This window comes from Methylobacterium sp. ARG-1 (assembly GCF_001262595.1).
GTDB lineage: Bacteria > Pseudomonadota > Alphaproteobacteria > Rhizobiales > Beijerinckiaceae > Methylobacterium > Methylobacterium brachiatum.
This window is the reverse complement of record NZ_LHCD01000002.1, coordinates 266,174-286,140: the sequence shown is the minus strand read 5'-3', so window position 1 is coordinate 286,140 and position 19,967 is coordinate 266,174. Positions and strand designations below refer to the sequence as shown.

The window sequence follows — 19,967 nt, the reverse complement described above, 5'->3', positions numbered from 1 at the left end:
CGTCTGTAATGATACTGACCCTTCTCCGGTCCCGCCGGCCGTCGTAACGGTTTGCGGACGCGGCCGAATTCCTTCGCGGAGACGGACGCGGCGTCGCGGTGGGCCTTTTCGGCTCGCCTTGCGGCGGCGGGTGTCTTTCCCGATCGGACAGGTGTCGCACGACGCGGTGGAGATCCTTCGCCGCATCCAGGAATTCACGGCCGGTCTCACCCGGCCGAGATTGTTTCGCGAGGTCGGAGCCAGGATGGACGGACGCACGGCTCAGCATGGCGCTGCGCGTGCCCCGGAGGCGCAGGACATGCGTCGTACCGGCCCGTTCCCCCTACCGGCCAAGTTCAACCCCAGGCGCCCAGGGCGCCGAACGGCGGTTGACGGCAATTTCCCCTCGAACCCAGCCGCCTCGGTGACGAGGCCGGCTCCATGCCAGGCCACAAGCAGGTCGGGCGAGGCGCCGCCGGGACCACGGGCACGGAGAACGACGTCGGCCGCCATGCCGAGAGTCCGACATGGCCAACAAAATGCTGATCGACGCGATGCACCCGGAGGAGACCCGGGTCGTCACGGTCCACGGGTCTAGGGTCGAGGAGTTCGACTTCGAAGCCGCCAACCGGCGCCAGCTGCGCGGCAACATCTATCTCGCCAAGGTCACCCGGGTGGAGCCGTCGCTGCAGGCGGCCTTCGTGGAGTATGGCGGCAACCGCCACGGCTTCCTCGCCTTCAACGAGATCCACCCCGACTACTACCAGATCCCGCTAGCCGACCGGCAGGCGCTGCTCGAGGACGAGGCCCGCGACGCGGAGGAGCACCGCGAGCGCGAGGAGCGCCGCCGCCGGTCGCCCCGCCGCTCCCGCGGTCGCCGCGCCGAGGCCCGCTCCCGCACCGACGAGACGGTGAGCGCCGAGGACGTGTCCGAAGCCCCGCAGGGTTCGGAGGCTGCCCAGGTTCTGGAGTCCCAGCAGGATTCGGACTTCCCGCAGGCCGCCGAATCCTCGGAGGCCCAGGCGTCTGACGCCGAGACCGCGCAGACCGAGGGTCATGCCGAAGGGCACGTGGCCCAGGATGCCCAAGCCGGGCAGCCCGACACCCTCGCCGAGAACCCGGAAGCCGTGCAGGAGGCGATCGCCTCCGAGCACGCCGCCGGGGACATTCCCGCGCAGGCCGCCGAGGCCGTGCCGGCGACCGAGCCCAAGGCCGAGACTGAGACCGAGGCCCGGCCCGAGCAGCCGGCGGCCGACCGCGACGAGGCGGTCGAGCCTGAGGCCGTGGTCGCCGTGGCCGAGGCCCTGACCGTCGCCGACGCGCCGGCCGAGACGATCGCCGAGGACGCCGCCGAGGCATCCTCCGTGCGGAGCGGGTCCGTGACCGGAGAGGCCGACGACGAGGCGGATCTGGAAGACGAGGAGTCCGAGGACGACGAGGACGAAGACGATTCGGACGACGAGGACGAGGACGAGTCCGACGAGGAATCGGATGAGGATTCCGATGACCCCGACGCCGAGCCCCGGATCGCCCAGGTCGGCGGCAACGGCGACGCGCTGGCCGAGATCCCCGAGCGGCCCCGCCATTATCGCCGCCACTACAAGATCCAGGAGGTGATCAAGCGCCGCCAGATCATCCTGGTTCAGGTCGTCAAGGAAGAGCGCGGCACGAAGGGCGCGGCGCTCACCACCTACCTGTCGCTCGCCGGCCGCTACTCGGTGCTGATGCCCAACACCGGCCGCGGCGGCGGCATCTCCCGGAAGATCACCTCGGCGGCCGACCGCAAGCGCCTCAAGGAGGTCGTGGCCGATCTGGAGGTGCCGGAGGGGATGGGCGTGATCCTGCGCACCGCCGGCGCCTCGCGCTCCAAGCCCGAGATCGCCCGGGACTTCGAGTACCTGATGCGGCTCTGGGAGTCGGTCCGCGAGCTGACCCTGACCTCGATGGCTCCGGCCCTGGTCTACGAGGAGGGCTCGCTGATCAAGCGGGCGATCCGCGACCTGTACAACAAGGACCTGGACGAGGTTCTGGTCTCCGGCGAGGAGGCCTATGCCGAGGCCAAGGACTTCATGCGGATGCTGATGCCCGGCCAGTCCAAGGTCGTGAAGCCCTACCGCGACCCGACGCCGATCTTCGCCCGCTACGGCGTCGAGCAGCAGCTCGACGCGATGTTCTCGACCCACGTCTCGCTGAAATCCGGCGGCTACCTGGTCATCAACCCGACCGAGGCGCTGGTCTCGATCGACGTGAACTCCGGCCGCTCGACCCGTGAGCACGACATCGAGGACACCGCGCTGCGGACGAACCTGGAGGCGGCCGAGGAGGTCGCCCGCCAGCTGCGCCTGCGCGACCTCGCGGGCCTGATCGTCATCGACTTCATCGACATGGAGGAGAAGCGCAACAACCGCGCGGTCGAGAAGAAGCTCAACGAGTGCCTGAAGAACGACCGCGCCCGCATCCAGGTCGGCCGGATCTCGCCCTTCGGCCTGATGGAGATGAGCCGCCAGCGCATCCGCACCGGCGTGCTCGAATCCTCCTCGATCCCGTGCGTGCATTGCGGCGGCTCGGGCTACGTGCGGGCCACTGCCTCGGTGGCGCTGCACATCCTGCGCTCCATCGAGGAGGCGCTGCTCAAGTCGGCCTCCCACAACCTGATCCTGCGCACCCGGACCGAGGTGGCGCTGTACATCCTCAACCAGAAGCGCGGGCACCTGCGCGAGCTGGAGCTGCGCTTCGGCGTGACGATCACGATCGCGGCCGATGAGCGGCTGGCGGTGACCACCGCGTTCCAGCTGGACCGCGGCGAGCCGGCCCAGCGGGCCGAGGGCCCCGTGACGGGCGTGCGTGCGCAGGCGATCTCGCCCGCCATGGAATTCGATGACGAGGAGGAGGTCGAGGAGACCGACGAGGCCGAGGCCGAGGCCGAGGCCGAGGCGGGTGCCGAGGGCGAGTCCGAGGAGCGCGCCGACGGGTCGCGTGAGGACGGCGCCCGCGAGGACGGGACCCGCGATGAGGGCGACGGCCGTCGCCGCCGTCGTCGGCGCCGCCGGCGCGGTGGCCGCCAGGATGGCCGGTCCGAGGAGGGCCAGGCCGAGGGCGAGCGTCAGGACGAGGACGATCAGGACGAGGAGCGCGGCACCGAGGAGGCGCCCGAATCCGCCGAGGCCCCGATCGCGGCCGTGGCGTCCGAGGGCGTCGAGCCCGACGAGACCGTCGCCGGTGCGGATGAGGGTGCCCGGACCGAGGAGGACGGCGCGCGCCGCCGTCGTCGCGGCCGCCGGGGCGGTCGCGGCCGCGCCGAGGGCCGGACCCGCGAGGGTGGCGACGCCGAGGGTTCGACCGAGACGGAGGCCGATGCGGTCGCCCTGTCGGCCGAGGAGCCGGTGAGCGCCGAGGCCGTGGCCGAGGCGGTCGAGGCCGCCCCGTCCCCCGTCCACGACGAGGTCGCCGTCGACCTGCCGGTCGCGCCGACGCCGGCGCAGGAGGCCGCCGTGCAGCCGACGGAGCCGCAGGCCGCGGAAACGCAGCCCGAGCCGGCAGCGACGGAGGCCGCCCCGCCGCGCGAGCCCGTCGCCGTGGTGCTGACGCAGCCCAGCGATCCGGACCGCCCCAAGCGTGCCGGCTGGTGGTCCCGCACCAAGGCCGCCCTGACCGGCGAGTGAGTCACCGCGGCGCCCTCGGACATCACGGTCCGGGGGCGCCGACAGGGGAGCGGACGCCTTCGTCCAATTCCAATAAGGGATGGTTATCCTTCATCTTCGGTTGAAGGTTTGGTGCGAACATGGCTCCCGAATCGACCTTCGCAGGAGCCCTCGCATGTTGAGTTTGCGCCGCAAACGCCCGGTCCAAGATCTGGCTGGGACCGCGGCGACGGCCGACGCCCAGGCGGCCTCGCCCGTCGCGCCTCCCGGGGATGCGCTCCTGCCGAAGGCCCCCGAGCCCGATCGCGAATTGATGTCGCTTCTGGCGCGTCTGTCGGCGGCGGCCTCCGATGCCGGCACCTCGATCGGCTGGATGACGCATGACGCCTCCGGCACCGCCGAGCAGGCCCGGCTGATCGCCGCCGCCAGCGAGGAGCTCGCCGCCAGCACCAGCGAGATCGCGGCCCGCTCCTCCTCGGCCGCCGAGACCGCCGAGACCGCCCGCGCCGGCATCGCCACCTGCGTCGACGACCTGCAGCGCGCCAGCGACGGCATGCGCGGCATTGAGCAGGGCACCGAGGAGATCGGCAGCCGGCTCGACAGTTTCTCGGCCGCCGCCCTGCGGATCGAGGAGATGGCCGGGACCATCGCGGCGATCTCGGCCCAGACCAATCTGCTGGCGCTCAACGCCACGATCGAGGCGGCCCGGGCCGGCGAAGCGGGCCGTGGCTTCGCCGTCGTTGCGGCGGAAGTGAAGATGCTCTCCGCGCAGACCGCGAAGGCGACGGACGAAATCCGCGCCCGGCTCGGCGGATTGCGCGAAGAGATGGCGGCGATGCAGGCCGCGGTGACGCGCAGCCGCGGTGCCGTCGAGACCGGCGCCGCCGCGATGGTGCGGGCCAATGTCCGGGTCGAGGCGGAGAGCGGCGCCGTCGCCACCGTGGCGGCCCAGATGCGCGAGGCCTCCGAGATCATGGGCCAGCAGATCCAGGCGACCGGCGAGATCGCCCGGAGCGTCGGCCGGATCGCCGAGGGCACCGACAAGGGCCGCCGAGAGATCGGCGATGCGCTCAGCCAGCTCGACCGGATTGAGGATCTCGGCCGCACCCTCCTCGACCGGCAGGCCGGCGAGGACGCGGCGATGCGGCTCGCGCGTATCCCGGCCGATTGCGCCGCCTGGCGCCGGGCCATGGCGGCGACCCTTGTGGGAATGCGCTCGATCGATACGCCCCCGGTCGGCATCCCGGCCGATCCGAGCCGCCCGGCCGCCGTGGAATCGGCCCTGACCCGGGCCCGCGACCTCGCCGCGTCCCTGGCCCGGCACATCCGCGCCCAGGCCTGGGACGAGGCGACCACGGCCTTCACCAGCTTCGAGGCGGCCCTGGTCGAGGCCAAGGCGGCGGCCGAAGCCTGAGGCTCACTCCGCGACCAGCCCGTCCAGGCGCATGCGGGTGATCAGGGCGACCTCCTCCAGGGCGGTCGCCGCCTCGTCGGCCGAGTCCCGGTCGAGCCGCACCTCGAAGGCGGCCAGGATCTCGGCCCGGCTGCGCCCGCGCACCGCGATGATGAACGGGACGCCGAACCGCGCCCGGTAGGCCGCGTTCAGGCGGTCGAAGGCCGCGGCCTCCTCCGGCGTGATGCGGTCGAGGCCGGCGCTGCCCTGCTCGCGCGTCGATTCCACCGTTAGGCTGCGGGCCCGGGCCTCCGGGCCGGCGAGCTCCGGGTGGTTGTTGAGGAAGGCGCGGCGGCGCTCCGCCGGGGCGGCACGGAGAACCTGCATCATCGCGTCGTGCAGGGCGCCGACGCTGGCGAAGGGACGGTGCGGCCAGGCAGCCTCCGCCACCCAGGGCGCGTGCTCGAACACGCCGCCGAGCAGCGCCACGAAGGCCTCCGCCTCCATCCGGTTGATCGCGGCGAGATCCGGCATGGTGTCAGCTACCGCGATAGGTGGTGAAGCTCGCGGGCGCGCACAGCATCGGCACGTGGTAGTGCTGCCGGGCGTCGAAGATCGCGAAGCGCACCACCGGGTCGTCGATGAAGATGTCGGCCTCGGCCGTGCCCGGGCGCTGCCGGAAATAATCGCCGACATGGAAGACCAGCTCGTACTGGCCCGTCCGGGCCTCGTCGGCGGGCAGGATCGGCGCATCGGTGCGCCCGTCCGCGTTGGTCACCGCGCTGCGCACCAGCCGCCACGTTTCACCGTCCAGCACCGAAAGTACGATGCGCACCCCGGCAGCCGGGCGGCCGCGATCGGTGTCGAGGACATGGGTCGAGATGCCGGCCATGGATGCGCAGTCCCGGTAGGGTTGGGCTCAGCTGCCGCGATAGTAGGAATAGCCCCAGGGCGTGAACAGCACCGGCAGGTGGTAGCGCTGGCGCGGATCGCGGATCTGGAAGCGGATCGGCACGCGGTCGAGGAAGTTGGGGCTCGGGAGCGCCACGTCGAGGCCAGCGAAATACGCCCCGACATGCAGCAGCACTTCGTAGCGGCCCGGCTTCAGCGCATCGTCGACCAAAAGCGGTTCGGCCGGGCGACCATTGGCCCTTGTGGTGACCGTCTTGATCGGCCGGTACAGGTCGCCCTCGCGGATCGACAGGTCGCAGACCAGGCCGGCACCCGGGGTGCCGTGGGCGTTGTCGATCGCGTGCAGGGTCAGCCGGGGCCCGAGCCCGACCTGCGAGGTCGGGGCCGCGGCGAGCGGCCCGGGCTGGGTGCCTGAAGCCGGAGCAGTTTCGCCGGACTGCGCCTGGGACGGCGTCCCGGCCACAGCCACGGCGCCGCCGAGACCGAGCCCGCCGAGGCTCCGGCGGGTCAGGGCGATACGGTCCACGCCGGTCTCCCGTTCGTCCGAACCGAACGCCCCTCGCCCCGGGATGCGGCACGTTTCGGCCGCAGAGGACGACAAAACCGGTGTGAAACGGATCGCGACCACATCCAGCCTGCCCCTGGCGCCATCGACAGGCACGGTCTCGCAAAGGCCGAGCCAGCCATCGAGGGCCTCAAGGTGTCTCGGGGTCGGTCGGCGGGGGCGGCGGTGCGGCATCGGCCTTCTTGCGGTCGCGCTCCTTGCGCAGTTCCCGCTCGGCCAGAAGCCAGAACTCGATCTCGAACCCCTCCGGCCGGTGATTGCGCTCCCACAACTCGTAGGCGCGCTCCCGAATCTGCTCGAACGGGATCGCGTCCGGCGCGCCCCTGTCCTCGGATCGGTTCGAGGGCGGGCGCGGGCCGCTCTCCGGAGCGCTGGGCTCCGGAGCGGACCGTATGTCGGGACCGGTTTCCGGCGCCTCGTCTTTCATCAGGAGGCCGGCCTGTCGAGATAAGCGGCGACGCTGGTAATGCGGCTTCCCACCATGGTTACGGCCTTGCGCAGCCGCTCCTCGCTGACGCCGAAGCGCTGCGCCCACTCTTCGCGCATCACCCGGTCGTAGATGTCGATATGCGTCTTGCCTCTGAACTCGGTGGACATGGTTCGCACGCTCTGGATTGCTGGTCAGCCGCGGCCGGGCCGGGCTGTCTCAAGGGACAACCGGAGAGGGCGGGATCGGTTGCCAGGCATCGTTCGATCGGACGGCGCCTTCGGGTCGTGAAGGCTGTGGCGGGCAAGCCCTCGGTCGTCGGCCGCCTGAACCGGCCTCGATCCGGATGCCGGCGCCCGTCTGAGACGTCGTATTTTTGGACGATCGTTCTTCCGATTCGTCACCCGGCCCGGCCCCCAACCGGGCGGCGCTCGATCGGCGCTTCCTCCGCGCCCACCGGCTCGCACAGGAAGGGCGATGGCGGGGCCTCGACGCCGCGCCAGCGGGCATAGGCCCAGGGGCGATACCAGGCGGCCCCATCTGGGAGGCGGTCGGGCACGAGATCGATGCCGTGCGTGCCGAACGGGCCGCAGCGGCAGATCCGCGAGAAGCCCATCCAGGCCCCCGGCCAGACCCCGTGCCGGGCAATCGCCTGGTCGGTATAGTCGGAGCAGCTCGGCCAGTGCCGGCACTGGCGGCCGATCAGGCCCGACAGGGTGAGCTGGTAGGTGCGAATCGCCCAATGCGCAGCGCGGCGGGCCATCGGGCTCTACGCGGCCGCCTGACGCTTGGCGGCGATCTGGTCGAGGGCGTCGACCACCGCGTCGAAGGTCAGCAGGGTCGAGGCGTGCCGCGCCTTGAAATCCCGCACCGGTTCAAGGACTGCGAGATCCGCCCAGGAGCCCCCGGGGGCCGGGCCGTTCTCCTTCAGCATCGTCCGCATGGAGTCGCGGACATTGCGCAACTCCTCTGCGCTGGCGCCGACCACGTGGCGGCCCATCAGCGACGAGGAGGCCTGGCCGAGGGCGCAGGCCCGGACCTCCTGGGCGAAATCGGCCACGCGGCCATCCTCGCCCAGGACGAGGTCGACCGTCACCGTCGAGCCGCACAGGCGGGAATGCGCAGTGGCGCTGGCGTCGGGCCGTTCCAGGCGTCCCAGCCGCGGGATATCGGCGGCCAGTTCGAGGATACGGCGGTTATAGATGTCGTCGAGCATCGGAGCCTCGGCCGGGTGCGTCATCCGATCGGGCTCTTGCCCATCGGGATTCTGCCGCGCGACGCGTGCATTGCGTGTTGCCGCGCGAACAATGATATAGGCCGCATGCGGTCGCTTCGCGAGGAGGCGGCTCGTCGACCAGGGTCGCGCCCACGGCCAAGGTAGTTCCCACGGCTCAAGTCCAACCGGGGCGCCGGCTCGAAGCTGTTTCGAGCCCGGGATCTCCCTCTCAGCCCGACGCGATCCGACGATGTATGCCAAGCCTGATAGCACCACGATGAAGTCCCGTGTGGCGCGGGCCGGAGATGCCATGGATGCCGCGCTTAAATCACTGTCCTACCGGGGTGAGGGAAACGGTCTGGACCGTGGCGGCCTCGATGGGCGAGATCTGGGACAGAGTCTGACGGGTATGCGCAACGACAACCGCCCGGTCGATGACGGCCGCCCCGCTCCGGTCGAGATCGCGCCCGAGCCCGCCTCCGCCACACGCGTACCCGAGGGCATCGAGACCGGCCGACCGAGCCGTGCCGAGGCCGAGGCCGCCGTGCGCACGCTCCTGCGCTGGGCCGGCGACGACCCGAACCGCGAGGGCCTGCGCGACACGCCGGCCCGGGTCACCAAGGCTTTCGGGCAGCTGTTCGGCGGCTACGAGATGGACGCCGAGGCCCTGCTGGCCCGGGTCTTCGAGGAGGTCGAGGGCTATTCGGACATCGTGCTGGTGCGCGACATCCCGTTCTACTCCCATTGCGAGCACCACATGGTGCCGTTCATGGGGCTCGCCCACATCGCCTATTACCCGACCCGCGGCGTCGTCGGGCTCTCGAAGCTCGCCCGCGTGGTCGACACCTTCGCGCGCCGCCTGCAGACGCAGGAGACGATGACCGCCCAGATCGCCGACGTGATCGAGAGCATCCTCAAGCCCCGCGGCGTCGCCGTGATGGTCGAGGCCGAGCATCTCTGCATGGCGATGCGCGGCGTGCAGAAGGCCGGCGTCTCGACCATCACCAGCCAGTTCCGCGGCGTGTTCAAGGACGACGCCAGCGAGCAGGTGCGCTTTCTCACGTTGGTGCGCGGCGGGACCAAGTAACCGCGGGCCGGATCGCCCGATCGGGCAGCCACCGTCACGCGGTCTTCATCGATCCGCCTACACGCAATAGCCTCGACGCAGCTTTACCGGACTCGCTTCTGCCGCCATGACCGCAAGCGACATCGCTTTCGATCCCCCCGGCACCCGGGCTGAGGTCGAGGAAGGCACGACCTTCACCCCGCGCTTCGACCGGGACGGCTTGGTCACTTGCATCGCGGTCGACGCCCATGACGGGCGAGTGCTGATGCTCGCCTACATGAACGCCGAATCGCTGGCCCGGACCATCGCCACCGGCGAGGCCTGGTACTGGTCACGGTCCCGGCAGGAGCTCTGGCACAAGGGCGCGACCAGCGGGCAGATCCAGCGCGTCGTCGAGATGCGGGTCGATTGCGACCAGGACGCGCTGCTGATCCGCGTGGAGGTCGGCGGCGACGGCGGCTGCTGCCACACCGGCCGCCGCGCCTGCTTCTATCGCCGGGTCGTCCGCGGGCCGGATGGCGCCGTCGCCCTGGAGGCGGCCGGGACATGAGCTCGTCCCTTGCCTTGCAGTGGCAAGAGTGTCCGGCCGTACCCCATTTCCTTCCCGGCACCGTCGAGCCGATCCGCCCCCCGCCCAGCGCCGGCCCCCGCATCGGGCTGGCACTCGGCGGCGGCTCGGCCCGGGGCTGGGCCCATATCGGGGTGATCCGCGCGCTCGAGGAAGGGGGCATCCATCCCACCGTGGTGGCGGGCTGCTCGATCGGCGCCGTGGTCGGCGCCTGCTACGCCGCCGGCCGCCTCGACCGCCTGGAATCCTTCGCCCGGGAGCTGACACGGCGCCGGGTGGTCCGGCTGATCGACCCGCGCTTTCCTGGTTCCGGGCTGATCGCCGGCAACCGCCTGCGTCAGCGGCTGTTCGCCGATCTCGGCACGCGCCGGATCGAGACCCTGCCGATCCGCTTCGGCTGCGTCGCGACCGAGTTCGGCAGCGGCCTGGAGGTGAGCCTGACCGAGGGCCCGACGGTCGAGGCGGTGCGCGCCTCCTACGCGATCCCCGGCCTGTTCCCGCCCGTCACTCACGAGGGGCGGGTGTTGATGGACGGGACGCTGGTCAACCCGGTGCCGGTGGCGCTCGCCCGCACGCTCGGGGCCGACCTCGTGATCTGCGTGAACCTCAACGGCGATACCGGCGGCCCGGTGGTGCACGAGGTGCCGACCCCGGCTCCGCGCCGCAGCTTCCTGCAGCTGATCCGCGCGCGCCTGCCCGGCTTCGAGCCCCAGGAGCCCGAGATCCCGGTCCCGGGCATCGCCCGGGTGGTACTCGGTGCCTTCAACATCACCCAGGACCGGATCTCCCGGGCGCGGCTGGAGCGCGACCCGCCGGACGTGGCGATCGGGCCGGATGTCGCCGGTTTCGGCCTGTTCGACTTCCACAAGGCCGACGAGGGGATCGAGATCGGCTACCGGGCGGCCCGGGCAGCCCTGCCCCGGATCCGCGCCGTCGTGAACGGCGCGGCCGCGCGGGCCTAGAGACCCATCCGGCTAAGCAATTGCCGGCCTTCGAAAAAAGACGGTGCCCGATCGAGCGCACGGTCGGCCGGTTTCGCGCCAGGATCGTCACGCGGTTGTCGCAGCCGGTTGCGATGGGCCCTCATCGACCTAGAGGGCTTCCAATGTATTCGAGCCGCCGCCAGATCCTTCTCTCCGGGGGGGCCAGCCTCGTCGGGATGGCGACCGGTCTGGCCCGTCCCGGCCTGAGCCGGGCCGCCGACCGGCCGCTCCTCAGCCACGGCCTCCAGTCCGGCGATGTCGGCGCCGATTCCGCCGTGGTCTGGGCCCGCTCCGACCGGCCGGCCCGGGCGATCATCGAGTGGGCGACCACCGAGAGCTTCTCCGAGATCCGCGGCGGGGTCTTCGCCGACGCGCTGCCCGAGAGCGACGGCACCGTGAAGGTGGCGTTGACCGGGCTGCCGCCGGGTCAGGACGTGTTCTACCGGGTCCGGCTCCAGGACGTCGCCGCGCCGACCATCGTCGGCCCCGCGCAGGTCGGCCGGTTCCGCACCGCGCCGGCGGACAAGCGCTCGGTCTCGTTCTGCTGGTCGGGCGACACGGTCGGCCAGGGCTGGGGCATCGACGAGGCCCGCGGCGGCATGACGATCTACTCGGCGATCCTCAAGAACCGGCCGGACTTCTTCATCCATTCCGGCGACACGATCTACGCCGACGGGCCGATCCAGTCCGAGGTTAAGCTCCCGGACGGCAGCCTCTGGCGCAACCGCGTCACCGAGGAGGTGTCGAAGCCCGCCGAGTCGCTCGCCGAGTTCCGCGGCCGCCACAAGTACAACCTCACCGACCGGAACGTGCTGGCGATGAACGCCGCGGTGCCGATCCTGGCTCAGTGGGACGACCACGAGGTCACCAACAACTGGTGGCCGGGCGAGCCGCTCACCCGGGCCGAGCACCTGAAGAAGAAATACGCCGACCCGAACGTACTTGCGCTGCAGCTGCGTGCGGCCCGGGCGTTCCACGAATACATGCCGATGCGCTTCGAGCCGGCCGAGCCCGGCCGGGTCTACCGCAAGATCGCCTACGGTCCCCTGGTCGACGTGTTCATGCTCGACATGCGCTCCTACCGGGGCCCGAACGGCGAGAACCTGCAGAAGGAATACGGTCCCGACGCGTATTTCCTCGGGCCGCAGCAGATCGCCTGGCTGAAGCGGGCGCTCACCGAGTCGCGCGCGACCTGGAAGGTGATCGCCGCCGACATGCCGCTCGGCCTTGTGGTGACCTACGACGTCGACCGCGATTTCGGCTCGGAGGCGGTGGCGCAGGGCGACGGACCGCCGCTCGGGCGCGAGCTGGAGATCGCGGACCTGCTGCGCTTCATCAAGCAGTCCAAGATCCGCAACACGGTGTGGCTGACCGCGGACGTGCACTACACGGCCGCGCATTACTACGACCCCAACAAGGCGCAGTTCCAGGATTTCGACCCGTTCTGGGAGTTCGTCTCCGGGCCGCTCCACGCCGGCACCTTCGGGCCCAACGCGCTCGACAACACGTTCGGCCCCCAGTTGCGCTACGTGAAGGCTCCCGAGAAGGGCCAGGTGAACCTGTCGCCGGCCGCCGGCTATCAGTTCTTCGGCCATGTCGCGGTGGACGGCGCCACCGAGCAGATGACCGTCACCCTCAAGGACGCGGCCGACACCGATCTCTGGCACGTCACCCTCGACCCCGCGAAGGCCTGAGGGAGGCCGCGCGCCGGCCGGACCTCCGCCTCCGGCCGGCGGATCACCCTATGCCGTGGTGATGTAGTCGCGCAGGGCCTGGTGCTCGGCCTCGACGGTGGCGATGCGGCGCGCGACCACGTCGCCGATCGAGATCAGCCCGGCGAGACGGCCGTTCTCGCAGACCGGAACGTGGCGGAAGCGCCCCTCGGTCATCAGGCCCATCACCTCCTCGATCGTGGTGCTCTTGCCGCAGGTGGTGACGTCCGCGGTCATGTGGTCCGAGACCGGCGCGTCGAAGGTCGCGCCCCCGTGGCGCGCGAGCGCACGCATGATGTCGCGCTCGGAGATGATGCCGGCCACCGACCCATCGGCGTGCGCGACCACGAGGGCACCGATCCGCTTCTCGGCCAGGATCTGGATCACCTCCTCGAGGGTCTTGTCGGGGCTCACGGTGACGACGGAGCTGCCCTTCTCGGCGAGGATGCGTGCGACGGTCATGGCTCTCTCCCTGTGACGCGGTGCGTGCGCCGTCAGCCGCGGCGCCTTCGTTACGCTGTCGTCCGGGTTGGCCCCGGCTCGTTCACATTATGGCGAGTGTGTGACCGAACCGCCGCGTTGGCAAGGTGCTCAGATCCGGGCGGTTTCGCGCCGGTCCAGAAACGGGAAAAGCAGAAAGCCCGCGATGAAACCGCCGAGATGCGCGTCCCACGCGATGGCGGCGTTCTCGCCCACGAGCGGCACGCTCACGAGCCCGAACAGCAGGTTGGTGACGAGCCAGATCGCCAGGAAGGCCACCGCGGTCCGGTTGCGCAGGAGCTCGGGGATCGTCTCGGCCGGCCGGTGCGGCGGCAATTGCCAGGGCTGCCCGGTATAGCCGGAGGCGGGGGGCTGGAACACGAAACGGGCGGCTGCCGCCATCAGGGCAGAGATCCCCGCCGAGGCGCCCACCAGCGGCCCCGCGCTCAAGGGATCGACCATCACGTGCAGCAGGCCGCCGGCCACCGTGCCGGCCAGCGCGATCAGGCCATAGCGCCAGGCGCCGCAGCGCCGGGCCACGGGCGACCCGAAGGCGGCGAGCCACACGCTGTTGAAGATCACATGCATCCAGGAGCCGTGCAGCAGGGCATAGGTGCCCAGGGTCCAGGGCTGCAGCGCGTGCTCGGAGGTGATGTAGCGGGCGAACGCCTCGCGGGCGGCCTCCATGTCGGGGTCGCCGGCGCCGGCCGCCGCCTGGATCACGTCGGCGGCCTTCCCGGGATCGAACCACACCGTCCAGCGGGCGGGCACCAGGGCGAGGTCGAGGACGACCCGGATGTCGAGGGTGTCCGGCAGCACGAACTCGCGCAAGGCCTGGATCGCCATCAGCAATCCGATCGAGAGCGTCACCACCCCCGGCATGTTGAACACGGGCACGCGGCTCTGGCGCGGGAATTCGGGGGAGGCATCCATCCCGGCACCATGTCGGGGCTCTAGGGCGTCGGGCAAGTCCCGGCGACGTATTGAAGCCTTTTCAGGTGACGTTCGGTTGTGGTCGGGTCGTCGAGGACGTCCATAAGCGGACATCGGATTGCCGGCATCGGACGCGGATACACGATCCGAAACCGACTCACACCGCCCCGCTATGGCGTCTGACGCCATAAGGGCCCTTTGGTATTCTTTCGGTGTGACTGCCGTTCTCGTCATTGCCGACAAAGTGATCTTCGATGACGGCGCGATCCAGGAAATCGTCGTCTGGCAGGTGCCGACGCCTGTTCCGCCGACGGTACACGGCTTCAAGTACCGGTTGTTCTACGGTTCTCTCGGACAACGCCTCATAGGCTATGACAACGAGCGCGGGGAAGGCGATCATCGCCATCTCGAAGGCGTTGAGGAGCCCTATCACGTTCGAGGCTGGGAAGAACTCATCGACGACTTCCTGACGGATGTGGCACGGATGAGGAGACGGAGATGACGGATATCCTCCTGCATGTCGGGCACGACCCTGCGGCTACGAAGGCCCGCTTTCTCGAAGCGATCCGCCGCGCCGAGGCCGGTGCTGCCACGCGTGAGCAACACATCACGTTCGAGACGTGGGATGGCCTGGCCAAGGTTCTGAGCGGCAAGCGCCTGGAACTGCTGCGCCACGTCTACCAGCATCCTGCGGCGTCCGTCGCCGAACTCGGGCGGGCACTCGGCAGGGATTACAAGCGGGTCCACGAGGACGTGGAGATCCTGACAGTCGCCGGCCTGCTCGAGCGAACCGAGGGCGGCGTGCGTGCCGCTTACGATGAAATCCGCACCGTGATCAGCCTGAAGCCGGCCGCGTAGACCATTTTGCGCCGGGCCCGCGCCCCAGAACCGTCCCGCGCCGGCCGGCACGGGGTATGCGCCGGACGCCTCAGATCGCCCCGGATCGCCGGCCCGTCCCACGCGGATGTGCCAGGTTGATCCGGGGACGGACACCAGGCGTATCGATTCGGGACTCCGATGAAACATCCCACGAGCCGCATGCTCCATGCCTATTGGGAGCGTCTGCGCGGCGAGCGCGCCGCGCCCGAGCGCTCTGAGATCGAGCCGGGCGAGATCCGGCATCTGCTGGCCGACAGCCTGATCTTGGAACTCGACATGGCCACGCGCTCGGCCACGGTCCGGCTCGCCGGCACGCGGGTCTGCGCCCTCTACGGCCGCGAGCTGAAGGGCGAGACCTTCGCCAGCCTGTGGGGGTCGGAGGCGCCCGATCCCTGGCGCATCGTCGATATTGTCGCCAGCGACACCCTGGGCGTGGTGGCGGGCCTGCGCGGCCTGAACACGGCCGGCGAGGCGGTGGATCTCGAGCTGCTGCTGCTGCCGCTGCGCCATCGCGGGCGCATGCAAGTCCGGGCGCTCGGGACCCTGAGCCTCGACAGCACGCCCCATTGGATCGGCCTGCGCCCCCTGGTGGAGGCGGAGACCACCTCCCTGCGCATCCTGCCCGGCCGCAGGATGGAGGCCGCTCCGCCGACGCGACCGGCCCTTCGGGGGCCGGCCGGCTTTCCCGGTCCGGTGCGCCGGGGCCATCTTCTCGTGCATGCCGGCGGGCGGGCCTAAGATCGCGAGTCGAAACCTGAATTCAGGACGTTCGGCACGCGCTTTTACGAACGGATATCGCAGGTAATCGGCATAAAAATCGACGTGGACAGGTCAGGCCTGATCCAATGGTCGCGTACGACAGGAAATCCGCCCCGCGGAGGATATTGCTGAAGCGGAAAAAAGGCTTTCGTAACAGTCCGGGTCTAGCCTGCGATAACGATTATCGCGGCGAGGAGGCCATCCCGGTATGATCGCGGTCGAGGCCACCGCTGGAACGGAAGCGGACCGCGGGGTCAGCCGTGGGCGCGACGCCGCCGACCAACGCCGCCACCAGCGCGTGCGGGTCGCCGTGCTCGGCCGCTACATGCTGGCCGACCGTCGGGAATATCCGTGCCAGACCGTGGACATGTCGCCGGGCGGCGTCCGGCTGACCTGCGCGGTGGTGGGCGAGATCGGCGAGCGCGTGGTGCTTTACCTGGAGCATATCGGCCGGATCGAGGGCGTCATCGCGCGTCACAGCACGGGCGGCTTCGCCGTCCAGCTCAACGCGACGCCGCGCAAGCGGGACAAGATCGCGTCGCAGCTGACCTGGCTCGCCAACCGGGAGATCCTGGGCCTGCCCGAGGGCCGCTCCCACGAGCGTCTCGTGCCGACCCATACGGCGGTGACCCTGCGGGCCGAGAGTGGGCGGGAGATCAAGGCCCGGCTGATCGACATCTCGATGTCGGGCGCGGCCATCGCCAGCTCGGCGACGCTGCCCCTCGGGGCGGCCGTGACGGTGGGCAGCACCCCCGGGCGGCTGGTCCGCTACTTCGAGGGCGGCTTCGGCGTGCAGTTCCTGCTGCCGCTCTCCCCCGATCGCTTCCATGCCGGGATGACGCTGTAGGGTCTTCCCCCGGGCGTCTCAGATCTTCTTCGCGAGCTGAGCCGCGGTCTCCTCGGCTGGACGCGACAGGTCTAGGGCGCCGAGGAAGCGGTTCTGCGCATCCATCACGTAGACGATCGCGGTGTGCTCCATCGTGTAATCACCGTCCTTGCCGGGCACCTTGCGGGCATAGGCGCGATACGCCTTCTCGGTGGCGACCACCTGCTCGGGGCTGCCGGTGAGGCCGGTGATGCGCGGATCGAAGCTCGACAGGTAGGTCTTCAGGCTCGCCGGGTCGTCGCGCTCCGGGTCGACAGTGACGAAGGCGACGCGCATGCGCTCGGCCTTCGGCCCGAGGGCGGCGAGCACGTCCGAGACCTGCTGCAGCGTCGTCGGGCACACGTCCGGGCAATGGGTGAAGCCGAAGAACACGAGGTGCGGCGCGCCGGTGAAATCCCGCTCGGTGACGGTGCGGCCGTTCTGATCGATCAGCGTGAACGGGCCGCCGACACCGGGAACGCCCACCGGCGCCCGGTCCGGCATGAAGGCGAACACCGCCGCTCCGGTCAGGCCGACGAGACCGAGGCAGAAGGCGAGGAGCGGGATCAGGGCGCGGCGCATCTTTTCGGACTCCGACCTCCGTGCTGCGGCTGGCACAGCACGGAACGGCGCGCGAAGGCAAGCCGGCTCTCCTGGGACCTGATGTCAGGGCTTGAATGTCAGGGCTTGGCGGCGGGCTCTCCGGCGGGCGGGGCGGCCGCGGCGCCCTTCGGCGGCTCCTTGCCGAGATAGATGTATTCCGGCGCGGCCTTCAGCTGATCCTTGGTCGTGTCGATGCGGGCCTGGAGCGTCTTGTCGTCGGTCCGGTCGAGCTTCATCACCGACGGGTCGACGGCCACGTACTTCGAGCCGATCCCCAGGAAGCCGCCGACGCCGATGATCCAGGCCTTCACGCTGCCCTTCTGGTCGAGGACGAAGTCGGCGATCTGCCCGATCGTGTCGTTGGCCGCGTTGGTGACGTTGGCCCCGATCAGCTTGCTGGCGACCATGTCGTCGGGGGTCTGGGCCACGAAGGTCGGGCGCAGGTTGTCGGCCATGGTGGCCGGCTGACCGGGGACCGGCGTCGCCGGCGCGCCGGCATTCGGGGCCGGGCTGGCATTCTGCGCCGCGGCGGTTGCGAGGCCGGCCAGCAGAAGGGCCGAGGCGAGGAACGGAGTGCGCATCGGGTCAGGACTTTCGGACAGGGATCGCAAACGAAGGTGGCGCCGCCTTAAGCCTTTGGCGCAGCGTAAGTTCCGCCGATTTTCATCGCGTCCTGCCGATTGCGTGCCCCTTTGCCGGCTCCGCGTCCCGGGACTCGGCGGTCGGCGGCATCACCGTCGCGAGCGTCGCGTTCATGCGTGCCGAGAGCCACGCTACGAAGCGGGTCGCCCGCTCGTCCCGGTCGATCGGATGGGCCGAGAGGGCAACGTATTGCGTGCCGTCCGGCCAGAATCCGCAGGGGCCGCACAGGCGCCCGGCCGCCAGATCGCGCCCGACCATGTGGATCGAGGCCAGGGCGACGCCCTGCCCGGCCAGAGCCGCCTCGATCGCCAGGTAGAAATGCTCGTAGGTCATGTCCGCGGTGCAGGCGATCGCCGGACGGTTCAGGCGCGTCCAGGCCGCCCAGGCATCGGGCCGGCTGCGGGTATGGAGGGCCGGCAGGTGGAACCGGCCCGGATCGGCCTCGAATCTCGGCAGGGCCTCCGGGCTGCAGACCGGTCCCATCGCCTCGTCGCAGATCACCCGGGCATGCAGCGTGCCGTCGATCGCGAAGTCGTTCCGGCGGATGGCGAGATCGACATGGTCCCGCCGGAAATCGATGCGCCCCCCGGCCGCCAGCACCCGCACCTCGATCCCGGTGTCCTGCAGGAACGCGCCGAGGCTCGGGATCAGGAATTTCAGGCACAGGGTCGGCTCGCAGGACACGACCAGCGGTTGCCGGGGCTCCCCGGCGCGGAAGTCGGCGAGCGCATCCTCCAGATCGCCGAAGATGCCCCGCAGCCGGGCGGCCAGCGCGCGTCCCCGCTCCGTCAGGAACACGCCCCGGTTTCTGCGGATGAACAGCGCCGCGCCGAGATCCGCCTCGAGGTTCTTGATCTGCTTGCTGACGGCGCCGTGGGTGACGTGAAGCTCCTCCGCGGCCCGGGTCAGGCTCCCGTGGCGGGCGGCCGATTCGAACACCCGCAATGCGCCGAGTTGCGGCAGGCGCGCGCGCATGGGGTCCGGGGCATCCATGCGGTGAGTTTTCCTCACGCTTCCCGGTGAGAGCAACTCGATTTTCTCAATCCGGCGCCCGTGCTTCCATGAGCCGACCGCAGCGACCGCAGGACATGCGGTCCCGGTCCGGCAACCGCGAGACTCCAGCCATCCGCGTCGGCGACGATGCGCGGCCGGGCCCGCGATCCTTGAGGAGTCCGCGATGGAGCAGGCCGCTCTGATCGTCCCCGTCGTCTGGCTGGCCGTGCTGAGCCCCGGCGCCGATTTCGCCATGGTGTCGCGCAACAGCTGCCTGTACGGCCGTCAGGCGGGCCTCGCGGTCAGCACCGGGATCGCGATCGCGTGCTGGTTTCACGTCGCCTACGCGATCCTCGGGATCGCCCTGATCGAGCGCACGCTCCCCCACGCCTTCGGCATCATCAGGATCCTGGGCGCCGCCTATCTGATCTACATGGGCGCCTCGATGGTCCTGCGCCGCCGGGCGGCCGAGCCGGATGCCGCCGGGCGTCCCGCCGCTTTCACCGCGCGCGGCGTCGTCACCGGCTTGCTCACGAACGGGCTCAATCCGAAGACCTCCATCTTCGTGATCAGCATCTACAGCCAGGCGCTGGGCGCGGACGCGCCGTTTCGGCAGCAGATCGCCTGGGGCCTGTTCATCTCGCTGTCCCACCTGGCGTGGTTCGCCCTGGTCTCGTCGTACCTCTCGAAGCCGGGCGTCCGCGCCTTCGTCCTGCGCCGCCAGATCCTGTTCAACCGGGCGATCGGCGTCGTCCTCACGCTGTTCGGGACGATGCTTCTGTACGTCAACCAGCCGGGCGGCATGCTGTAGCCTGGGCCGGGAGCGCGCCGCTTTGACGGCGGGGCGCCGGCCGATCACAAGCCTGGCCCCATGCTGCGCCTCGCCCTCTACCAACCCGACATCCCCCAGAACACCGGCACGATGCTGCGGATGGCCGCCTGCCTCGGGCTGGCGGTCGAGATCGTCGAGCCCGCGGGCTTCGACGTCTCGGACCGGCACCTGCGCCGCGCGGGCCTCGATTACCTTGACCACGTGGCGATCACCCGGCACCGCTCGTTTTCGGCCTTCGAGGCCTGGCGGGCCGAGGCCGGCCTGCGGCTCGTGCTGGCCACCACGGCAGGCGCCCGGCCCCACACGGAGTTCGCGTTCCGCCCGGACGATTGCGTCATGGTCGGGCGTGAATCGGCCGGCGTGCCTGACGCCGTCCACGCGGCCGCCGATGCGCGGGTAGTGGTGCCGATCCGGGCGGGCCTGCGCTCGCTCAACGTCGCGGTCGCGGCCGCGATGATCGCCGGCGAGGCCCTGCGGCAGACCGCCGGGTTCGAACCGGATCGCGCCCCGTCGGCTTGA

24 protein-coding genes are annotated in these 19,967 nt (G+C 70.4%); 12 read left to right on the top strand and 12 right to left on the bottom strand.

Translation table 11 applies throughout. The features are described 5' to 3' along the window. Positions 1-506: 506 nt before the first annotated feature. Positions 507-3,641, top strand: a complete 3,135-nt coding sequence (locus AKJ13_RS03175) for a ribonuclease E/G (protein ID WP_050732041.1) — start codon at positions 507-509, stop codon at positions 3,639-3,641. Between the two features lie 154 nt (positions 3,642-3,795). Continuing rightward, positions 3,796-5,034 (top strand): methyl-accepting chemotaxis protein, encoded by a 1,239-nt coding sequence (locus AKJ13_RS03170; protein ID WP_050732040.1) that lies wholly within the window; start codon positions 3,796-3,798, stop codon positions 5,032-5,034. 3 nt (positions 5,035-5,037) lie between these two features. Here the strand turns inward: AKJ13_RS03170 and uraD are convergent, their stop codons facing one another. The 7 genes from uraD to AKJ13_RS03140 form a co-directional block, all read right to left on the bottom strand. Continuing rightward, positions 5,038-5,547, bottom strand: a complete 510-nt coding sequence (uraD, locus tag AKJ13_RS03165; RefSeq protein ID WP_050732039.1) for a 2-oxo-4-hydroxy-4-carboxy-5-ureidoimidazoline decarboxylase — start codon at positions 5,545-5,547, stop codon at positions 5,038-5,040. Positions 5,548-5,551: 4 nt separating this feature from the next. Next, a complete protein-coding gene (uraH, locus tag AKJ13_RS03160) occupies positions 5,552-5,905 on the bottom strand; it encodes a hydroxyisourate hydrolase (protein ID WP_050732038.1) in 354 nt (117 codons plus the stop codon). Positions 5,906-5,932: 27 nt separating this feature from the next. Further along, positions 5,933-6,451, bottom strand: a complete 519-nt coding sequence (gene uraH / locus AKJ13_RS03155) for a hydroxyisourate hydrolase (RefSeq protein ID WP_050732037.1) — start codon at positions 6,449-6,451, stop codon at positions 5,933-5,935. A 169-nt stretch (positions 6,452-6,620) separates the two neighbouring features. Further along, positions 6,621-6,917 (bottom strand): DUF2934 domain-containing protein, encoded by a 297-nt coding sequence (locus tag AKJ13_RS33215; protein ID WP_050732036.1) that lies wholly within the window; start codon positions 6,915-6,917, stop codon positions 6,621-6,623. Continuing rightward, positions 6,917-7,087: a DUF3606 domain-containing protein gene (locus AKJ13_RS30170; protein ID WP_007567347.1), complete on the bottom strand. Its 171-nt coding sequence runs from the start codon at positions 7,085-7,087 to the stop codon at positions 6,917-6,919. The genes AKJ13_RS33215 and AKJ13_RS30170 overlap by 1 nt, the downstream gene beginning before the upstream one ends. A gap of 230 nt (positions 7,088-7,317) precedes the next feature. Further along, entirely contained in the window at positions 7,318-7,680 is a 363-nt protein-coding gene (gene yidD, locus AKJ13_RS03145; protein ID WP_050732035.1) for a membrane protein insertion efficiency factor YidD, read from the bottom strand. 6 nt (positions 7,681-7,686) lie between these two features. Beyond that, positions 7,687-8,133 carry an iron-sulfur cluster assembly scaffold protein gene (locus AKJ13_RS03140; RefSeq protein ID WP_050732149.1) on the bottom strand — a complete coding sequence of 149 codons (447 nt, stop codon included), beginning with the start codon at positions 8,131-8,133 and terminating at the stop codon, positions 7,687-7,689. Positions 8,134-8,383: 250 nt separating this feature from the next. Between AKJ13_RS03140 and folE the strand changes: the two genes are divergently transcribed. The 4 genes from folE to AKJ13_RS03120 all read left to right on the top strand — a co-directional run bounded on the left by folE (position 8,384) and on the right by AKJ13_RS03120 (position 12,444). Beyond that, the gene (gene folE, locus AKJ13_RS03135; RefSeq protein WP_050732034.1) at positions 8,384-9,220 is read left to right on the top strand and encodes a GTP cyclohydrolase I FolE; all 837 of its coding nucleotides are present in this window, start codon (positions 8,384-8,386) and stop codon (positions 9,218-9,220) included. Positions 9,221-9,326: 106 nt separating this feature from the next. Further along, positions 9,327-9,749 (top strand): phosphoribosyl-AMP cyclohydrolase, encoded by a 423-nt coding sequence (gene hisI, locus AKJ13_RS03130; RefSeq protein ID WP_007567355.1) that lies wholly within the window; start codon positions 9,327-9,329, stop codon positions 9,747-9,749. Next, complete coding sequence (locus AKJ13_RS03125; protein ID WP_050732033.1) at positions 9,746-10,729, top strand: patatin-like phospholipase family protein; 984 nt, start codon at positions 9,746-9,748, stop codon at positions 10,727-10,729. Before hisI ends, AKJ13_RS03125 begins: the two co-directional genes overlap by 4 nt. Before the next feature lie 143 nt (positions 10,730-10,872). Next, positions 10,873-12,444, top strand: coding sequence for an alkaline phosphatase D family protein (locus AKJ13_RS03120; protein ID WP_050732032.1), 1,572 nt, complete (start codon positions 10,873-10,875; stop codon positions 12,442-12,444). A gap of 48 nt (positions 12,445-12,492) precedes the next feature. Here AKJ13_RS03120 and AKJ13_RS03115 read toward each other — a convergent pair whose 3' ends face one another. Both AKJ13_RS03115 and AKJ13_RS03110 read right to left on the bottom strand, forming a co-directional pair. Further along, positions 12,493-12,924, bottom strand: coding sequence for a CBS domain-containing protein (locus AKJ13_RS03115; RefSeq protein ID WP_007567361.1), 432 nt, complete (start codon positions 12,922-12,924; stop codon positions 12,493-12,495). Between the two features lie 129 nt (positions 12,925-13,053). Next, the gene (locus AKJ13_RS03110) at positions 13,054-13,875 is read right to left on the bottom strand and encodes a rhomboid family intramembrane serine protease (protein ID WP_007567363.1); all 822 of its coding nucleotides are present in this window, start codon (positions 13,873-13,875) and stop codon (positions 13,054-13,056) included. Between the two features lie 214 nt (positions 13,876-14,089). On the opposite strand from AKJ13_RS03110, the gene AKJ13_RS03105 reads away from it, so the two are divergent. The 4 genes from AKJ13_RS03105 to AKJ13_RS03090 all read left to right on the top strand — a co-directional run bounded on the left by AKJ13_RS03105 (position 14,090) and on the right by AKJ13_RS03090 (position 16,360). Next, positions 14,090-14,377 carry a DUF6516 family protein gene (locus AKJ13_RS03105; protein WP_050732148.1) on the top strand — a complete coding sequence of 96 codons (288 nt, stop codon included), beginning with the start codon at positions 14,090-14,092 and terminating at the stop codon, positions 14,375-14,377. Beyond that, complete coding sequence (locus AKJ13_RS03100) at positions 14,374-14,733, top strand: hypothetical protein (RefSeq protein ID WP_050732031.1); 360 nt, start codon at positions 14,374-14,376, stop codon at positions 14,731-14,733. Before AKJ13_RS03105 ends, AKJ13_RS03100 begins: the two co-directional genes overlap by 4 nt. A 159-nt stretch (positions 14,734-14,892) precedes the next feature. Continuing rightward, positions 14,893-15,492, top strand: a complete 600-nt coding sequence (locus AKJ13_RS03095) for a PAS domain-containing protein (RefSeq protein ID WP_050732030.1) — start codon at positions 14,893-14,895, stop codon at positions 15,490-15,492. 229 nt (positions 15,493-15,721) lie between these two features. Beyond that, the gene (locus tag AKJ13_RS03090; protein WP_050732029.1) at positions 15,722-16,360 is read left to right on the top strand and encodes a PilZ domain-containing protein; all 639 of its coding nucleotides are present in this window, start codon (positions 15,722-15,724) and stop codon (positions 16,358-16,360) included. Positions 16,361-16,378: 18 nt separating this feature from the next. Here AKJ13_RS03090 and AKJ13_RS03085 read toward each other — a convergent pair whose 3' ends face one another. The 3 genes from AKJ13_RS03085 to AKJ13_RS03075 form a co-directional block, all read right to left on the bottom strand. Further along, the gene (locus tag AKJ13_RS03085) at positions 16,379-16,960 is read right to left on the bottom strand and encodes an SCO family protein (protein WP_050732028.1); all 582 of its coding nucleotides are present in this window, start codon (positions 16,958-16,960) and stop codon (positions 16,379-16,381) included. A gap of 98 nt (positions 16,961-17,058) precedes the next feature. Continuing rightward, entirely contained in the window at positions 17,059-17,562 is a 504-nt protein-coding gene (locus tag AKJ13_RS03080) for a PRC-barrel domain-containing protein (RefSeq protein WP_050732027.1), read from the bottom strand. An 82-nt stretch (positions 17,563-17,644) separates the two neighbouring features. After that, positions 17,645-18,616 carry a LysR family transcriptional regulator gene (locus AKJ13_RS03075; protein ID WP_050732026.1) on the bottom strand — a complete coding sequence of 324 codons (972 nt, stop codon included), beginning with the start codon at positions 18,614-18,616 and terminating at the stop codon, positions 17,645-17,647. Between the two features lie 184 nt (positions 18,617-18,800). On the opposite strand from AKJ13_RS03075, the gene AKJ13_RS03070 reads away from it, so the two are divergent. Together AKJ13_RS03070 and AKJ13_RS03065 are read left to right on the top strand one after the other, a co-directional pair. Beyond that, positions 18,801-19,427, top strand: coding sequence for a LysE family transporter (locus AKJ13_RS03070; protein WP_050732025.1), 627 nt, complete (start codon positions 18,801-18,803; stop codon positions 19,425-19,427). A 60-nt stretch (positions 19,428-19,487) separates the two neighbouring features. Continuing rightward, the gene (locus AKJ13_RS03065) at positions 19,488-19,967 is read left to right on the top strand and encodes a tRNA (cytidine(34)-2'-O)-methyltransferase (RefSeq protein ID WP_050732024.1); all 480 of its coding nucleotides are present in this window, start codon (positions 19,488-19,490) and stop codon (positions 19,965-19,967) included.

Coding starts and splice junctions, on each gene's coding strand:
- AKJ13_RS03175 (WP_050732041.1), top strand. CDS start 507: ATGGCCAACAAAATGCTGATCGACGCGATGCACCCGGAGGAGACCCGG.
- AKJ13_RS03170 (WP_050732040.1), top strand. CDS start 3,796: ATGTTGAGTTTGCGCCGCAAACGCCCGGTCCAAGATCTGGCTGGGACC.
- uraD (WP_050732039.1), bottom strand. CDS start 5,547: ATGCCGGATCTCGCCGCGATCAACCGGATGGAGGCGGAGGCCTTCGTG.
- uraH (WP_050732038.1), bottom strand. CDS start 5,905: ATGGCCGGCATCTCGACCCATGTCCTCGACACCGATCGCGGCCGCCCG.
- AKJ13_RS33215 (WP_050732036.1), bottom strand. CDS start 6,917: ATGAAAGACGAGGCGCCGGAAACCGGTCCCGACATACGGTCCGCTCCG.
- AKJ13_RS30170 (WP_007567347.1), bottom strand. CDS start 7,087: ATGTCCACCGAGTTCAGAGGCAAGACGCATATCGACATCTACGACCGG.
- yidD (WP_050732035.1), bottom strand. CDS start 7,680: ATGGCCCGCCGCGCTGCGCATTGGGCGATTCGCACCTACCAGCTCACC.
- AKJ13_RS03140 (WP_050732149.1), bottom strand. CDS start 8,133: ATGCTCGACGACATCTATAACCGCCGTATCCTCGAACTGGCCGCCGAT.
- folE (WP_050732034.1), top strand. CDS start 8,384: ATGTATGCCAAGCCTGATAGCACCACGATGAAGTCCCGTGTGGCGCGG.
- hisI (WP_007567355.1), top strand. CDS start 9,327: ATGACCGCAAGCGACATCGCTTTCGATCCCCCCGGCACCCGGGCTGAG.
- AKJ13_RS03125 (WP_050732033.1), top strand. CDS start 9,746: ATGAGCTCGTCCCTTGCCTTGCAGTGGCAAGAGTGTCCGGCCGTACCC.
- AKJ13_RS03120 (WP_050732032.1), top strand. CDS start 10,873: ATGTATTCGAGCCGCCGCCAGATCCTTCTCTCCGGGGGGGCCAGCCTC.
- AKJ13_RS03115 (WP_007567361.1), bottom strand. CDS start 12,924: ATGACCGTCGCACGCATCCTCGCCGAGAAGGGCAGCTCCGTCGTCACC.
- AKJ13_RS03110 (WP_007567363.1), bottom strand. CDS start 13,875: ATGGATGCCTCCCCCGAATTCCCGCGCCAGAGCCGCGTGCCCGTGTTC.
- AKJ13_RS03100 (WP_050732031.1), top strand. CDS start 14,374: ATGACGGATATCCTCCTGCATGTCGGGCACGACCCTGCGGCTACGAAG.
- AKJ13_RS03095 (WP_050732030.1), top strand. CDS start 14,893: ATGAAACATCCCACGAGCCGCATGCTCCATGCCTATTGGGAGCGTCTG.
- AKJ13_RS03090 (WP_050732029.1), top strand. CDS start 15,722: ATGATCGCGGTCGAGGCCACCGCTGGAACGGAAGCGGACCGCGGGGTC.
- AKJ13_RS03085 (WP_050732028.1), bottom strand. CDS start 16,960: ATGCGCCGCGCCCTGATCCCGCTCCTCGCCTTCTGCCTCGGTCTCGTC.
- AKJ13_RS03080 (WP_050732027.1), bottom strand. CDS start 17,562: ATGCGCACTCCGTTCCTCGCCTCGGCCCTTCTGCTGGCCGGCCTCGCA.
- AKJ13_RS03075 (WP_050732026.1), bottom strand. CDS start 18,616: ATGGATGCCCCGGACCCCATGCGCGCGCGCCTGCCGCAACTCGGCGCA.
- AKJ13_RS03070 (WP_050732025.1), top strand. CDS start 18,801: ATGGAGCAGGCCGCTCTGATCGTCCCCGTCGTCTGGCTGGCCGTGCTG.
- AKJ13_RS03065 (WP_050732024.1), top strand. CDS start 19,488: ATGCTGCGCCTCGCCCTCTACCAACCCGACATCCCCCAGAACACCGGC.